At 55.4% G+C, this 15,810-nt stretch carries 10 protein-coding genes; 4 read left to right on the plus strand and 6 right to left on the minus strand.

Annotation, left to right across the window (positions count from 1 at the left end; translation table 11 throughout):
- The first annotated feature begins 491 nt into the window (after positions 1-491).
- The gene (locus tag SH573x_RS26550; protein WP_479351078.1) at positions 492-1,115 is read left to right on the plus strand and encodes a hypothetical protein; all 624 of its coding nucleotides are present in this window, start codon (positions 492-494) and stop codon (positions 1,113-1,115) included.
- Between the two features lie 134 nt (positions 1,116-1,249).
- On the opposite strand, the gene SH573x_RS26555 is transcribed toward SH573x_RS26550, so the two are convergent.
- Positions 1,250-2,767 (minus strand): sialate O-acetylesterase, encoded by a 1,518-nt coding sequence (locus tag SH573x_RS26555; RefSeq protein ID WP_479351079.1) that lies wholly within the window; start codon positions 2,765-2,767, stop codon positions 1,250-1,252.
- 150 nt (positions 2,768-2,917) lie between these two features.
- Positions 2,918-5,968: an efflux RND transporter permease subunit gene (locus SH573x_RS26560; RefSeq protein WP_479351080.1), complete on the minus strand. Its 3,051-nt coding sequence runs from the start codon at positions 5,966-5,968 to the stop codon at positions 2,918-2,920.
- 305 nt (positions 5,969-6,273) lie between these two features.
- Between SH573x_RS26560 and SH573x_RS26565 the strand changes: the two genes are divergently transcribed.
- Positions 6,274-6,960, plus strand: a complete 687-nt coding sequence (locus SH573x_RS26565; RefSeq protein WP_479351081.1) for a response regulator transcription factor — start codon at positions 6,274-6,276, stop codon at positions 6,958-6,960.
- Positions 6,961-7,752, plus strand: coding sequence for a PhzF family phenazine biosynthesis protein (locus SH573x_RS26570; protein ID WP_479351082.1), 792 nt, complete (start codon positions 6,961-6,963; stop codon positions 7,750-7,752).
- On the opposite strand, the gene SH573x_RS26575 is transcribed toward SH573x_RS26570, so the two are convergent.
- Positions 7,749-8,969 carry a lactate racemase domain-containing protein gene (locus SH573x_RS26575; RefSeq protein ID WP_479351083.1) on the minus strand — a complete coding sequence of 407 codons (1,221 nt, stop codon included), beginning with the start codon at positions 8,967-8,969 and terminating at the stop codon, positions 7,749-7,751. The two genes, SH573x_RS26570 and SH573x_RS26575, sit on opposite strands and share 4 nt — an antisense overlap.
- 180 nt (positions 8,970-9,149) lie before the next feature.
- Between SH573x_RS26575 and SH573x_RS26580 the strand changes: the two genes are divergently transcribed.
- Positions 9,150-11,615 (plus strand): hypothetical protein, encoded by a 2,466-nt coding sequence (locus SH573x_RS26580; RefSeq protein WP_479351084.1) that lies wholly within the window; start codon positions 9,150-9,152, stop codon positions 11,613-11,615.
- Positions 11,616-11,935: 320 nt separating this feature from the next.
- Here SH573x_RS26580 and SH573x_RS26585 read toward each other — a convergent pair whose 3' ends face one another.
- From SH573x_RS26585 to hflX, 3 genes are all read right to left on the minus strand, one after another.
- Entirely contained in the window at positions 11,936-13,786 is a 1,851-nt protein-coding gene (locus tag SH573x_RS26585; RefSeq protein WP_479351085.1) for a UbiD family decarboxylase, read from the minus strand.
- Positions 13,787-13,793: 7 nt separating this feature from the next.
- Positions 13,794-14,342 (minus strand): NUDIX domain-containing protein, encoded by a 549-nt coding sequence (locus SH573x_RS26590; protein WP_479351086.1) that lies wholly within the window; start codon positions 14,340-14,342, stop codon positions 13,794-13,796.
- 129 nt (positions 14,343-14,471) lie between these two features.
- A complete protein-coding gene (hflX, locus tag SH573x_RS26595; protein WP_479351087.1) occupies positions 14,472-15,794 on the minus strand; it encodes a GTPase HflX in 1,323 nt (440 codons plus the stop codon).
- Between the last annotated feature and the right edge of the window lie 16 nt (positions 15,795-15,810).

The raw sequence follows: 15,810 nt of genomic DNA on the forward strand, positions 1-15,810 counted from the left end.
GGTGCGACGGGGGATAGACGTCGGTTGGAAGTGGCTGGGTTAGAGGGTGCTGAGCGGCTGGGGACAGCCGCTCTACGACATCCGGGGCTAATGTTCGCGGCTGAGTCATTTTTTGGAAATCGGGAACCTTATCCAATCCAGCGTTGTCTACATTGGCATCGTGAGAGCATTGACTGCGCGGCTATGGCGGCGAAACCCCCATAGGGCACCGGCAAGGGTCGAGGCTCGCTTGCTGAGCGCAAGTGGGACAAAAGCCCAGAAAAAGCTTACGAAAACTTTCTGAATTCGCGCCAAATATTGTCGCGGCTTCAGCCGAATTATTTAACGTCAATAGCCCTTCCCCGAAACATACCCAACGACTACGGTGTTCAATAGGCAGTGACTACTAACCCCAGCCGCTGTCCCATTCCTCCAACTCAATACTTACCTCAAGGACGCTTACCGAATAGCATCGCCAGGCTGAGCGATGCGCCAATCGGCTCGCACGTATCATGGTCACGACCCTCCGCAACCAAGCTCGCGGTTCTGCCGCTCCGGAACCAGCGCCACGAGCGCAATTCCGAATTGGTCGCGCCATGACGCCCGAGTTTCGCTTGCTCGGCCTGCGACCACGCGAAGCTCGCGTAGATATCATTCGGCAAGCCATGCATGAGGCAGCCGCTAACGTTAAATCCGCCAGCAGCGAAACGGCTGGAACTGTTGCAGATCTCTCTGCAGAGCAATCTGCGGAGGACGACCAGCAACTGGCTCGCATTGCCACCGCCGGTTATCACCTGCTGGATCCGCGACGGCGACAAACGCTTTTTGAGCGTGTGCAACTGCTGCTGTGGACTGAAGACGATCTGGACATCACTGTGTCAGCTCGTTGGAATGCCGCCCAACAGGACTCGGCCGCGAAGGTGCCCGTGGCCCGCGTGATAGCGACGCCTGTAGCCAGGCCGCATGCAAAGCTCGGTGATCCATCGACCACCGGTGCTGAAGAGACGCAGGTCGCTCTGGAAGTATTTCGCTCGATCCGCAAGCGCGATCGCCAAGCCACCGCGCTGTGGGCCGGCGTCATCGGCATTGCTCTGAGCCTGGCACTGACGCTCTCGATCTTTGCATTGGCTTGGTAGCCAACTGCCCTGCGTAGCGGAAGCGGTCTAAGCATTCTCAAGTTCGTTCCAGAATTCGAAATGCTTGACGCATTCCGCCACAACGAGAATTCGAAATGCTTGACGCATTCCGCTACGGGTAGCGTGGGTGACGATTACTTATTGTTGATCGTCACGCCCGGCCAGTCGTCGGTGCGGAAAGGTGTTAGTGGCAAGCCTGCGCCGCTGAACATGTTGCACACTGGATTGTCAGCCCACGCGTAGCGGACCGAGGCGGGGTTGGCAACCTGCGCGCTGGTTACTTCGACTTTGTTGCCGTCGATGATCTTGGCATCGGCGTGGTAGAACTTCTTGTCTTCCCCGGCGATTGTAAAGCCGCGAGGCGTATTGACGTCGAAGGGTCGCCAACCGTTATCCAAGTAATCGAACGTCAACACGATCTTGTTGTCGACCTTTTCCATCGACTTGTACTGCGGGCTGTGGTATGGAACTTTCACACCATACTCGTTGGCAAGTGCCCATCGAGCCAAACGTCGACCAACATCGACTTTGTTCTTGGGGTGAATATCTTTGCCCTCGCCAATGTCGATAATGACAGCTTCGCCAGTCTTAGGTAGCTTGCTCATAGTCATTGTTTGAGCTTCGCGCAATTCCGCCCAATCGCTGTCAGCAGGTTCTGGTTTTTCATCGCGGAAGTCGGCCAACTGAACCCAGTAGAATGGGAAGTCACCTTGATTCCATTCCTTGCGCCAATTGGAGATCATCAGCGGAAACAACTCTCGATACTGATAAGCGCGACCGGCGTTCGATTCGCCTTGATACCAGATCGCTCCGCGAATGCCGTAACCCAAATGGGATTTGAGTACACCGTTGTAGATATTGCCGGGCCGCGAGTTACCGTTCATAGGGCCCTGCAACTTCTTCAGTTCTTCCGCTTTGCCTTCGGGGTTTGCCTTGAGATCGGCGTAGGTTTTTTCCATGCCAGCCCAACGGTCCATCAGCGGTTGATATTGCGGGTCAGCGGCCAATACTTCGCGGTTGATCCAGGCTTCACAAGCTGAACCACCCCAAGCGTTATTGATCATGCCCACCGGCACATCGAGCGTTTGGTGCAGTTGCCGCGCGAAGAAGAAACCCACAGCTGACCAGTTGCCGATAGCATCTGGTGCACATACCTGCCATTTGCGATCGTCGTGCGACCACACCGGTTCTTGAGTGCCGACTTGCGGAAAGTTGATCATGCGGATCTTCGGAAACTTGGCGGACAATTTTTCCAAGTCGGCATCGTTGGACGCATTGACGCTCCACTGCATATTCGACTGGCCCGAGCAGATCCAAACTTCGCCGACCAGGATGTCGTCGAACTTAATTTGGTTGCTACCTTGAATAGTCATTTCATAAGGTCCACCCACAGCCAAGGGATCGAGCGTGACTTGCCAATCACCGTTGGCATCCGCCTTGGCCGTGTGCGTTTGTTGATCGATCTTGACGGACACATCTTCACCTGCATTGGCTTTGCCCCACACGCGATTCTTTTGCGATTGCTGTAGAACCATGTGGCTACTGAAGATGTTGGGCACTTTGACTTCGGCCCGAGCCGTCGATGATTGGCCGACGATTGTCAGTCCCATCAAACATAGAAACGCGCCGATGCGCGAAACACCAACTCTCATGGTGAAATTCCTTGAGGAGAACAAAAACGGGGAGGGGGAAAAGCCGAGATGGTTTCTCAGGCGGGGGGATGAACGAGCAATTGTAGCGGATTTGAAATCTGGAAGAGAAACCTGAGAAGTGAAAATTTCAATTCTCAGGCAGACCAGAAATTACGCGGCTTCGCGACGCGTTACCTGCACAGGCACACTGGCCGGTGATTCGACCGGTTGTTGCCATTGACGCAGTTGGTGACGGGTGAGCAAGTAGATGCGCGAGATCCAAGTGCGGCGACGAGTATGAGCTTTGAACACGACTCCCAGCGGGCCAGCCAGTAGCGCCGGCAACATGACCAACTCGGCCACCACGCCAGCCACCAAAATCGACAGCATCAACCACCCAAAGCGTTGCGTCGGTGTGAAAGTGCTGAGCGCAAATACCGACAGCCCCAGACCGCTAATCATGGCCGCTTGTAGCGTAGGTGTCGCACACTTGGCATAACAATCCACGATCGCCAGGCGTCGATTACCCAAGCGATCCAATTCCTGGCGATACCAGGATAAGAAGTGGATCGTGTCATCGACGGCCACACCCAGTGCAATCGAAGCAGTCATCATCGAACCAATATCAATCGAGATTCCCATCCAGCCCATCGCGCCGAAGATCACCAGTACCGGCAGCACGTTGGGGATCATTACCACGGCACCGGCGGCGATCGATCGCGACACGATCATCATGAGCGGGGTGATCGTCAAGAACGACCAAAGTGTGCTCTGAATCAGACTGTCCAGCAAGGCGCGCTGCGCTTTATAAACGATTGGCACAACACCGGTGTAAACCGCATGTAGTTCTGGATCGCGATTGCCAATACCGGCATCGCCAGCCAACTGTCGACGTGTGCGCGATCCGCCGTGTTCACCGGCCACGACTGTTTGCGGCAGCAGGCCCGAAATGGTCAGCATATCCGAGTCACTAAAGTCGCCCACCAGCACAACGGCGTCGGTGGCTGTCAAGCGTTCCAGGCTGGTAAGCGTAATGGAAGCCGGGTCGACCTCCGTGCTCATCACTCGGCAACGCGCATTGATTAACAGTGAGTTCAAGGTATCAATGTTAGGCTGCACACCTTCTGCACGGCTGGTCGACAAGAATTGGTTCGTCGCCGAAGCGGACTCCATTAACTTATCTTGATCACGGTGCCATAGCATGACCCGCGCGCCATGGTAACTGGCGGCTGGCGACCAGGCCGCGACTTGGCGCAGTACTCGGTTGCGATCGACGTACGATTGCACGACCGGTTGCACGACTTCGCGAATTTCGGTGACCAACTGACCGTAGTCCACGCCCTTGAAGGCTGCAACTCTCAAGCTAATACGCCACAGTTCACAGTTGTCGACCGGATCGATTTCCAGGAAGCCGGCGCTCGTAAATTCTCCACGACTGCTCTCCAGACGCATATTGAGCGCCTTGCGATGCATGAAGCTAACGGTATTGCCACTGGCATCCGGCAAAGGTGGCGCGAACGAAACGGCCGACATGCAGGAGCCAACAATGCCTTGCCCCTCTTCACCAAACTTTTTCTGAATCGCTTTTTGTACGCGCGATACAGCTTCCATTCGTTCCAAGAACGACAGCCTGAACAGGTCTTCATCATTCTCATGATGCGTCGCATGGCTACCCAAGAGCGACGACGGTTCAAACTTTAACACAATCTCCATCGGCACCAACACGCCCAGGTTGTCTTCCAGCCAGGCGTAGTCGCGTAAGATGCGCGCCTTGCCATCGAACAGCTCCAGCAGATTAATACTGGTCTTGTTGCGCGTGATTCCCCACCCGATGGCTCCAATGGTCAACATGCACAGAGTCATTACCATGGCATGATTGTTGACCAGGCGACTAGCGATCCAGTGCCATAGCCGCTCTGCAGGAGTCAAGGTGTCTTCGACGTGCAAATTCTTTTGTTGCTTGCGAACCAAGCGAATGTGTTCGGGTTCCGCCCAGCGCTTGCCAATGTTGAAAACGTGCAGTGCAGCGGGCAAGAACAGAAACAGAATGCACACCAGCGTGATCATGGCGATGGCTGAGTACAAACCAAACTTTTGAATGGGTACCAGTTCACTGGCATACAGCGAGATCAGACCAATAGCAGTGGTAATGGATGAGAGGGCGGCTGGTTTCCAGGCATGCATTACGGCACGCTCTACCGCACCATGCAGTCCATCCTCACGGATGGCATCGCGATAGTAGTTCACCAGGTGCACCGCACCCGAGATCGACAGTACATATACCAGCGAAGGCATCGACATCAAGATCGCGTCGACCGTCTGACCCGTCAGCCAGACAGTACCTAGCGAAGCTGCCGCACTAACTACACCAGCCGCGAAGACGACAACCGTCAATGTCACGCTGCGCAGCGCCCAGTAGGCCAAGAACAAACCCAACAAACCTGAGACTCCGGCCAGGCGAATCAGCGTCTTCTCACCTTCTTCATCAATGGCTGCATTGTCTACTGGCGGTCCACCTAGATGGACTTCATCCAGCGACAACCCTGCCGCCATAATCAATTGCCGCAGCAGTCCGGGTGGCACACTGGGACGAAAGACGCGGTACTGCCCGGCACCCATGATCTGCTTGAGATTACCGAGTGCTTCGGTATGCAAACTTACGACGACGCAGGTTTGCTTACCATCGGGCCCCAGTAACGAACCCTTCAAGCGATTGACGGCTTCTTGGGCTTCCAGACTCAATGGCTCTTTGGTAATGCGATCGAGCACCCGGCGGCCAGTGGTTACGCTTTTGAAATAGCGAGCGGCATCGCGTTTCCATTCATCTGTGACTGGTTTGACCGGAGCTAGCTCTTTAGGCAACTCGGCTGGGTCGCGATCAGCGACCAGGAGCTGTGCCAGGCGTTCGATGCGCGGATCATCGGTGGCCGCAGCATCGGGACCCTGTAGGTGCCCTATGCGACAACCTTCCCAACTGATGACCACAAACTGGTCTGATGCAAAGTGTTTACGAAACCAAGAAAGTTGTTTGGTTTCGTTAAAGGTCTTCGGCAGCCAATCTTCGACTTTATTGACGTTGCTTTGAACCGCTTTGCCGGCGCAGTAAAAAATACCGGGGACCATCGCCACGGTAAACAACAAGATGAGTCGGCCCCACCGATCAAAGAAGGTCGGTTTTAGGCGTGAACTGCCGGCGCGCACCAACGTGATATCTCCTCTCACCAGTACAGCGACTCGGGCGAGGCTGATCCAGTGACTGAAAAACCAATGCGAGCATCCAAGGTGTTCCCGTATGGGAATCTTCCTTGTATGCCGTCTACGTTATGTCGACTCGCTTGCCCCCGCTTCCGTCACGATTTTGCGTCAGACTACACACAATTCCCTAGTCGGCACACTTTAACAGCGATGCTCAGCGGCCTTACTTTGGGGGGAAAGCATTGAATTGAGACTGGGTTGTGCGACAATCCAACGCTGTCTATCTCCCGCTTCTTTTCCGCCGTACCCTTCCCGTCTGCTGGAGTTTTGTGATGACTGCGTTAGCCCCTCAAACCGCGCCGACCGATCACTCCACTGTGCGAGTCTTGATTGTCGAGGATCATCCGATTGTTAGCCAAGGCTATCTCCACTTGCTGGCTACTCGTCCGAATTTTCAGGTTTGTGGCACTGCCGAAGGTGCCAGCGAGGCCTTGCGGATCGCCACCGAGACTCACCCCAACTTGGCTCTCGTAGACCTGTCGTTGAAAGAAGGCAGTGGCCTGGAATTGATTCGCTCACTTCGCCAACTTGACGAGTCGATCAAGGTGCTGGCTGTTTCGGCCCACGACGATCGCCTGTTCGCCGAACGAGTGTTGCGGGCTGGCGCCAGTGGCTTTGTCAACAAACAATGTGCAACCGAAAATCTATTGCTGGCCATCGATCGCGTCTTAGAAGGCGGCATTCATCTCAATGAAGAGATGAGCCAACGCATGCTCACTTCGATCTCCGGTGTCCCCAAGCCCAATGACGAATCTCCAGTGCATAAACTTTCCAACCGAGAACTTGAAGCCTTCGAAATGATTGGTCAAGGTCTGACGACTCGCGAAATTGCTCATCGCATGGATGTCAGTCCCAAGACCGTCGAGCGTTATCGCGAAAACATCAAGAATAAACTCAAGCTTGAAAGCGCCATCGAACTGGTGCGGACCAGTACCCAGTGGGTGCTCGAGACTCGTTAGATGAAATATGTTTTTCGCGTTATCGATGCATTTGCCGCTTCTCCATTTACCGGCAATCCTGCAGCCGTCGTCATCTTGGAGCACTGGCCCGAGGATAGTTGGCTGCAAAACGTAGCCATGCAAATGAACCTGGCTGAGACGGCTTTTCTGGTTCCGCAATCTGCATGTTATGAACTGCGTTGGTTTACACCCAAAGTCGAAGTTGATTTGTGCGGTCATGCGACGCTGGCCGCTGCCGCAGCCATGGTCGAAGAAGGGCTACTCAGTACCGGCCAGCGCATAGAATTTTCAACGCATAGTGGCACGTTGCATGTACTGGCCCAGAACATGTTCTTCGAAATGGATTTTCCTATCGTAGCCGCCGAAGCATGTGAAGCGCCCACGGGCTTGTTGACATCCCTGGGAGTGCACGCCCTGCACGTAGCCCGCAATCAATTCGATTACCTGGTTGAGTTGGCTTCCGCCGAAGAAGTAAGAGCCATGCAACCCAACCTGACCGAACTTGCACGCATCGAATGCCGCGGAGTGATCGTGACGGCCGCCGATGAAAGTGGCCAGCATGATTTCGTTTCACGGTTCTTTGCTCCTGCAGTAGGCATTAGCGAAGATCCGGTCACCGGTTCGGCGCACTGCTGTTTGGCGGATTATTGGGGCAGTAGACTTCGCAAGAAGACGCTAGTTGGCTATCAAGCGTCGCAGCGCGGTGGCATCGTGGCCATGCGATTAGCCGGCCAGCGAGTGTGGTTGTCCGGCAGAGCCCGGGTGTTCTCCAAAGGTGAATTCGAAGCCTAAGGTACGCGTTGAACAATGCTATGTTGGGCTGAGTCGATAACCAGGCAACTCTTGCGTTGTTGCAAGATATGCTCGGCTTGATGCAAGTCTTCAATGGCGCCCACACCCAAAGGTTCTACCACCGCGCTGGGTAACTGCGTTAACAAGTACACATGGCAGCTTTCAAGCGACTCGAGCAGAACGGCGGCGGCCAGTGCATCATCGGCTGAGTCGTTCGATAATTGTTGGGCCAGTTTCTCTTCCGACCGATGCGGATCGCCGAGTTTATGCAGCGCGCGCCCAGGTCGCTCGGTTAGCTCGCTGCAAATGATCAGCGCACCATCGGCGGCCACCAGCGCCGCAGCGCTGGCCAATACGCGAGCGATCGAATCCCAGCTTTGTTGGCTCTGACCACCATCGATCAGTGCAATTACACAGTCATACGACTGCTCCAAATCTGTACGCCACAGTTCGGTCATACAGGCTTGCACGGCATTCTCCAGCGCTTGCGGATTGCCGGCCATGATGCGCGCCACTCCACCCAGCGGTGCAGGCACGACTTGAATGGCCACTAACAAACCAACCCACCACGCTGCTTCATCTGCCCAGTTAGTCAATCGCCGATGTTCGCCCGGATCAGCCAGGTGCCGCAAACTGTAAAACTGACCGCGCGTGCGCCGGTCGGTCAATTGCGGAAAGACCCCGTAGGCTCCCTCGTAATCAATAGCCTGGCGACCGCGTGCACACATGATCGGGATGACGACATCCGCATCGACCATCGTGCGATTCATGTAGATCGGCTCACCTTCTTTGTTGGCAGCCACGTAGGCAACTTTCGTCTGATCGTCAGCATCGTGAACTTCCAAGTGCACCTGGTCGGTCAGCGCTTTACTTAATTCTTCTTGGTCGAAGGTCGCATGTCCGGCCACGACCACCGAAATTTGCGCGCGCTCAACACCGTGCTGACACAAATATTCAATGACCGCTCCCGTGACGTCTGCCAGCCGCGGCACCGTTACATCGACCGCCAGTACCACGCGATCACCTGGGACAATCGCTTGCTCGATCGAGGGGAATTCGATGGGGTTGGACAGCGCCTGCTCAACTTCTTTGGCCAGATTTTCCAGAGCCCGCAACTGCGAAGTGGCCCCGGCCCGCTGGACTTGACCGCCAAAGGACAGCCGACCAGAAGTGGAGTTGCCATACACAATGTCTATTGCCGTGCCTGCCTGAGCCATGAGTCGATGCTAGCAAAAAGAAAAAATATTGTCATTGCCGAGATAACCTGCTACTGAGGATACCCGAGTGGTGCCCGTTCGTCAGGGGGCCCGCTTGGGGACCGCACTTCGCTCCCCTAAGCGACGACTGGGTTTGGCAAAAGGACTCTCCGGGTGGACAAGCAAACAGGATTCCAGCACATGCGAATTTGGGCAGGCCTGGGAGCAATATTGTGTCTGATTCTGGGCTGCGACTCCACGCATGAACTGGCCCAGAAAGATCGGGCTCCAGCTCGGGCTGGAAAATTGATCAGCCAAGATACGCAAGCCGATAACGCCGCTGTCCAGTTACTGGAGAAATGCGCCGCCGCCTACAAACGCGCTACCAGCTATCAAGACTCGGCGCGCGTTGTCCTGGGTTACAAAGTCGATGGCCAACCAACGCAGGACATCGCGCCGCTCAGCGTGGCCTTTGAGTTCCCCAACCGTTTGGGTATTAAGGCCTACCAGGTTATCGCCGGCACCAGCGACGATCGATTTCGCTTGCGTCTCAATTTACCACCCGCTGCACCGCAATCGCTGAGTCGGCAAGTTATCAGTCGCGCGCCTCCCGCTACCATGACCATGCCGTGGTTGACAAGCGATGCCACAGTGACTCAATATCTTTCCGCAGGTCTGGCCGGTTCGCCGCCACAATTGGAATTGCTCTTAGGTGATCAACCTTTCCGGTCACTCTTGGACGGTGCCACCGCTATCACGCTCGACGGCCTCGGCAAAGAATCTGGTCAGTCCTTTCAGATTGTCACTGTCACGCGTGGTACGGCCCGTTATCGACTGTGGCTCAGTACAACCACATCGCTGCTTAGACGCATCGAATTACCCAGCGAGTCCTTGCCACCTGTAATGTTGGCCGACACACACATATCCGACTTGCATTTGAGCATCGAACTAGACGATCCCAAACTGGGCGCGCGAATCGATTGGAGCAAGTGGCAATTGCCACTGCAACCCCAAGATCAACTCGTACGGTACTTTGTCGTGCCGCCTGAGGTCGAATTGGATAGTCGTTTAGGTAAAGCGTTACCGGCATTCAAACTGCCAGGCTTGGTGGGTAGTCGAGGCTTAGACACAAGTGCCAACTCGAAAGAAGGTAAAGTTCAAGTGCTCGTCTGGGCAGCGGATCATCCGTCGTGCCGAGCGACACTGGATCAAGTCAAGTCCGCGCTTGATAGCCTGCCGCCACCGATGAAGAGTCAGGTGGTGGCCACGGCGATCTGGGCCGAATCCGATCCACCCGCCGGATCATCGTGGACCGAGCTCGCGCGGGCGTGGCAGTTGCAAATGTCCTTGGTTCAAGACTTGGAAGCCTTGGGCCGCGATGTATTGGGCGTGGCTGAAGCTCCGACAGTCGTCATTCTGGATAGTCAACATCGGCTCCAACTTTTACAACCTCGCGCCAATCCGCATTTGGCCGACGCCTTGCCCGCTCTCTTGGCTCGGCTAGTCGCCGGCGAAAACCTGGCTGGCAACATGGTGCAGAGAAACGCGCTCCAGCGTGAACGCTTTGGCGCAGAACTGTGGCTGGCTCGCGCCAGCGATGCAGTTGGCAGTGCCTTTACTCAGCCATCAACCTATCCGCCCGGCCAATTGACTCTCAACCAGCTGAAGTCCTGGAAGCAGGAATCCAAGATCATCGCGTTTCAATCGGACTGGGCCCATAACCTGTGGCACCTTAACAGCCAGGGACAGTTGATCAGCCTCAATAGCAGTGGACAAAAGCAAGCGCAGATCGATGTTGGTTGGAAGCCGACCAAATCGACGTCAACAACGAGTGTCCGCCTGGCCATTGATCCCAAGGGTAGCGAGATCGCCTTGGTTGGCCACACAGGCGGTGAATTGCTGTTGATCGAAGTGGCTACAGGCAAACGATCCACAGTAGACATCAAACAGCAAACCGTCAGCGATATGCGTTGGCTCGATACGCCTGCCGGTATGCGCCTGGCCGCTATCACCGATGGTGGACGCACGCTCCTGATCGATCCCAAGCGCGCGGAACAACATAGTGGCCAAAGCCCAGCCTTGCCGGTAGCCCTGCTGCCGCGCCCGAAATCAGAAGCCTTGGCCAGTGGCCTGGTGATTCTGAACGATGGTCGTGTGGAACCTATCATCGTACAAGACGAAGGCGGGGCCCGGTCAGCAGCGCTAGCCAAACCGGTATCGACCGTAACCAAAACCGATCCAACGAAGCCGACCGCCAATCAGAGCCTGGAGCAACAATTAAAATTCACACCTGCCCGCGGACCATGGAGTCCATGGAGCGATGGCAAGTCCGCGTCGACCCTGGCTCGCGGTTGGCTCGCCAGCGATGAACCCGGTATCTACGTGCTCGATCAACAGTTGCGACAACTGTGGCATGCGCCCTTGCCGATCGAGACCGGAGGATCGGGGACGCTCATCAGCGTTACTGACGATCCCATTAGCGGCGGGCCAATCTGGGCTCTCAGTACCGGTGACACACGCGTGCATTTCTTCAACGGCGATGGCCGATTGGTCGACCACTGCCAGTTCGCTTCACCCATTCGCGGCCTGGCTCTCCTACCCGTGGGCAAAGAACTACAACTCTGGATCGCGCATGATCAAGAGTTGATTCAATATTCCGTACGGTAGGGTTCCATGTAGCCGAAGTCGCCAGACTTTGGATGAACAACTCTGATACGTTCCAATCTCTGGCGAGATCAGCTACAGAACCAATCTCTGGCGAGATCGGCTACAGGTCAACTCGTAGCCGAAGTCGCCAGACTTTGGATGCGCAACTCTGATACGTTCCAATCTCTGGCGAGATCAGCTACAGAACCAATCTCTGGCGAGATCAGCTACAGATCAACCCGTAGCCGAAGTCGCCAGACTTTGGATGCACAACTCTGATACGTTCCAATCTCTGGCGAGATCGGCTACAAAAACAATCTCTGGCAAGATCGGCTACGGATTTACAGGTACTTCGATACAGCCAGGTTCTGCGCGGCCAAGGCATCGACTCTCGAACTAACGCGAGGGTCTTCGATCAGGGGTGGTGCGTGGTGAGGCTTTACTCGTGCATCGATCACCAGCGCACCAGATACTGAAAAGTGTTTGTTGATGGTTTTCGCACCGATACCATAGACATCAGCCGCCGGATTGCTGCGTGTAAAGGTGACCCAGACCAGGTTGCTGACGTTACGCGCCGCGAAATCGGCGTCGTCAACTAACACGATCAGCGGAAAACGACTGAGAGCACCGCTTGGATCCAGACTATCACATACCTGTTGCCACACGCGGGCGGAGACATCAGCAGCATCTCGCAGTCGGTTTGTTTCCACACACAAGATACCCGGCCAGGCGATGCGCGGATTGCGCCAGCTCGCAGGCATATGCAGATCAGCATCTAATTCAGTTGGCAAACTGCGTTTGGGTTGTCCCGTGGCAGCGATGACCAACTTGGAGCCAGCATTCAATCCGTCGCCTGAGTAGTCGAGCGTATCGATCGTAGTACAAGTATGAAAATGTAGATCGCGATTCCAATCGACTCGGGCCAGCATGTATTCAAAGAAGCTGCGCACGTCATGAATGTCTAGCTGGCCATCGGGCGCATCGGTAATCCACAAATACTTGGCCAAGGACAATTGCCCCTGGCCAAGGATCGCAGAAGCTTGCGTTAGCAATTCTTGGGGTTTACCCGCTTTAGCATAGGGCGTGTAGCGTTCACTCCCGATGGCCAACAGTAGTGGATGCACTCCGGCCGCATCGACTGCGTGAACGGCTTTGACACCTGGCAGAACGGTAGGAATGACTGGTTCAGTTAGTTCATGGATCAACTGTCCAAAGACGGTATCTTCTTGCGGCGGCCGTCCCACGACAGTCATCGGCCAGACCGCATCGGGGCGATGCCAGACTTTGTGTACCTGCAAAAGCGGAAAATCATGCACGCGGGCGTAATAACCCAAGTGATCTCCAAATGGCCCCTCGGGCTTTAACTGCGTAGGATCGACGGTGCCTTGAATTACAAAGTCAGCATCAGCATAGATGGGCGCGTGGGCTTTCGTCGCGGCGCCAGAGCACACCAGTGGTATTCGACCACCGGCTAGTGCACCTGCGAAACCTAATTCGCTCATGCCTTCGGGCAAGGGCATGACCGCGGCTATCGTCATGGCAGGTGTACCACCCACGGAAACGTTAACATGAAAAGGCTGGCCCAGTTCGATGGCCCGCGTGTGATGAACACCGATGCCGCGATGAAGTTGGTAATGCAATCCACATTCAGCCTCGGGCACATAGTTGTTCCCGGCCATTTGAATGCGATACATGCCCAGGTTGATCGATGACAGCCGCGCATCGTCGGGTGGTTGGCTGATGACTTGAGGCAGGGTTACAAACGGCCCGCCATCATCGGGCCAACACACGATCTGTGGTAGTTCGCTCAAGCGACAGGTGTGTTTGTTGACCGGCCCAGCACTGACGCGTTTGGGCAACATGCGCACAGCTACAATCGGTCCGCGCCACAATTGCCAAGGCTGCTTGAAAATGTCTTCGGGATGTGTCTTCCAGTGAATGGCTAGTTGCAGCGTTTCAAAAGTATCGCGAAAGATCCAACGCGCGCGATCGATCGTACCCAGAAGATTAGAGGCTACAGGGAACCGACAACCGATGACATTGGAAAACAGCAGAGCTGGTCCGCCGCGGGCGTAGACACGTCGTTGTATTTCCGCCAATTCCAGCTTGGGATCGATCGGGTTGGTAACTTCGATCAATCGTCCAGCGGCTTGAAGATCATTGACAAGTTGTCGTGTACTGCGGTATCGCATGCAAAAGTCACTGGTGGGATTGATGTCGCAGCCAGAGTTTCAACAGTGCGACACAAGTTGGCGCATGGGTGATGCGACCTTCGTGAACAGCCTGCATGGTTTCACTTAGCGGCATCGGTACTCGTTCAATCAGTTCAGTGCCTTCGGGCTGCGTGGGAACAAATGACAATTCTTCAGCCAGGTACAACTCGACTGGCGAGAGTACGGCGGATGTAAACGGGTCGACGGTGCCCAGCGAAGTCCAGCGGGCGGCGACGATGCCTAACTCTTCCAACAATTCACGTTTGGCTGATTCGAGGGCCGATTCACCCGATTCAATGCCACCACTAGCTCCTTCCAGGGTTACGCGACCGACCGCGTAATGAAATTCGCTGGTCAAATGTACGACGTTGTCGGCATCGACGGCAATAACCGTCACTCCCGGTTTGAGATGAACGGTCGAATACGTACCCGCTAAACCATCGGGTCGGATAACGTCATCTCGATCCAAACGAATCCATGGATCTTGGTAAACCAGCGTCGACTTCACGATTGTCCACGGGCCATGACGCCGCATAAATCGCACCTTCAGTGGGAAACGAGCAAAACGGACTGCGAGCAAGTTATACCCGCAGGCCCCCGTCTCCCATAGGAGTTCGTCAGCTTTTAACTAAGCACGTGGACACATCCAATTCGGGATTAGGGCTTAGGCGATGCGAAATGAGGGCAGTTGTTCACGCCAATTGTCGGGAGCGGGAGTGACGTCCGGCAACGTACCGCTGTGGACGTCTAATTGATAGCCTTCGCGCATCAAACGGCCGGCATGACGACTGGGCAAACGCACGTGAATCTCTACGTACTCATCGTGGTACTGCTTGCTGGTCACATCGCCAACTTTGGTCAGCCAGGCAACGGTGCGCCCGTCCGCTGGGCTCAGCCGCAGGCCGACGGTCACAAAGTCTTCGCTGAGCATACCGCTGACGGTGTGCGCCAGTTTCTCGAAGCCTAGCCGCGTCTTAGCACTAATGCCAATGGACCGAGGATAACGTTGTTCGACGGCAGCCATGCGTTCCATGGCGCCCGGCACATCGACTTTGTTGATGACCAACAGCGTTTGTTTCTCGTCGATCCCCAGTTCATGCAGTACGCGATAAACTGCCGAGATTTGATCCAGCACAGCCGGGTTACTGGCATCGGCGACGTGCAAGAGCAAATCGGCTTGTCGCGCTTCTTCAAGCGTCGCGCGGAAGCTAGCCACCAGGTTGTGCGGCAAGTCCCGAATGAAACCGACGGTATCGCTCAGCAGCACTGGTCCCCAACTAGGCAGAGTCCAACGTCGCGTACGCGTATCGAGCGTGGCAAACAACTTGTCGACCGCCAGCACATCGGCTTCTGTCAACGCGTTCATCAGCGTGCTCTTGCCAGCGTTAGTGTAACCGACCAGCGAGACTGTTAAATAATCGCGACGACCGGCCACTTCGCGTTCACGTCGACGTTCGACCTTGGATAGGTCCATCTTCAGTTCGTGAATGCGGCGTTCTACCAAGCGACGGTCAACTTCCAATTGCTTTTCACCCGGGCCGCGCATCCCGACACCCATCGTTTGACGCGACAAGTGCGTCCACATGCGTTTCAGTCGCGGCAACGAATATTCCAGCTGTGCCAGTTCGACAGCCAGCCGAGCTTCGTGAGTTTGCGCATTGGAAGCGAAGATGTCGAGAATCAGCTCCGTGCGATCGATGACCTTGCATCCGACAACCTTCTCGAGGTTGCGCGTTTGACTGGGAGAAAGATCGTTATCGAAGATCACCAGGTCCGCCTCATTGGCTTCGACCAGCATCTTCAGTTCCGATACCTTACCTTTGCCAACGTAGGTCTTGGGGTCAGGAGTCTCGCGTCGTTGGACGACTCCACCACAAACTTGGGTGCCTGCTGTCTCCGCCAGACCAGTCAATTCATCCAAGGGGTCTTCGGTAAAAGCATCGCTGGGACCGATAACCCTAGCCAAGACACTCCGTTCCTGAGCCACACTGGTTGATCGATAA

The organism is Rania fehmarnensis (assembly GCF_056494185.1).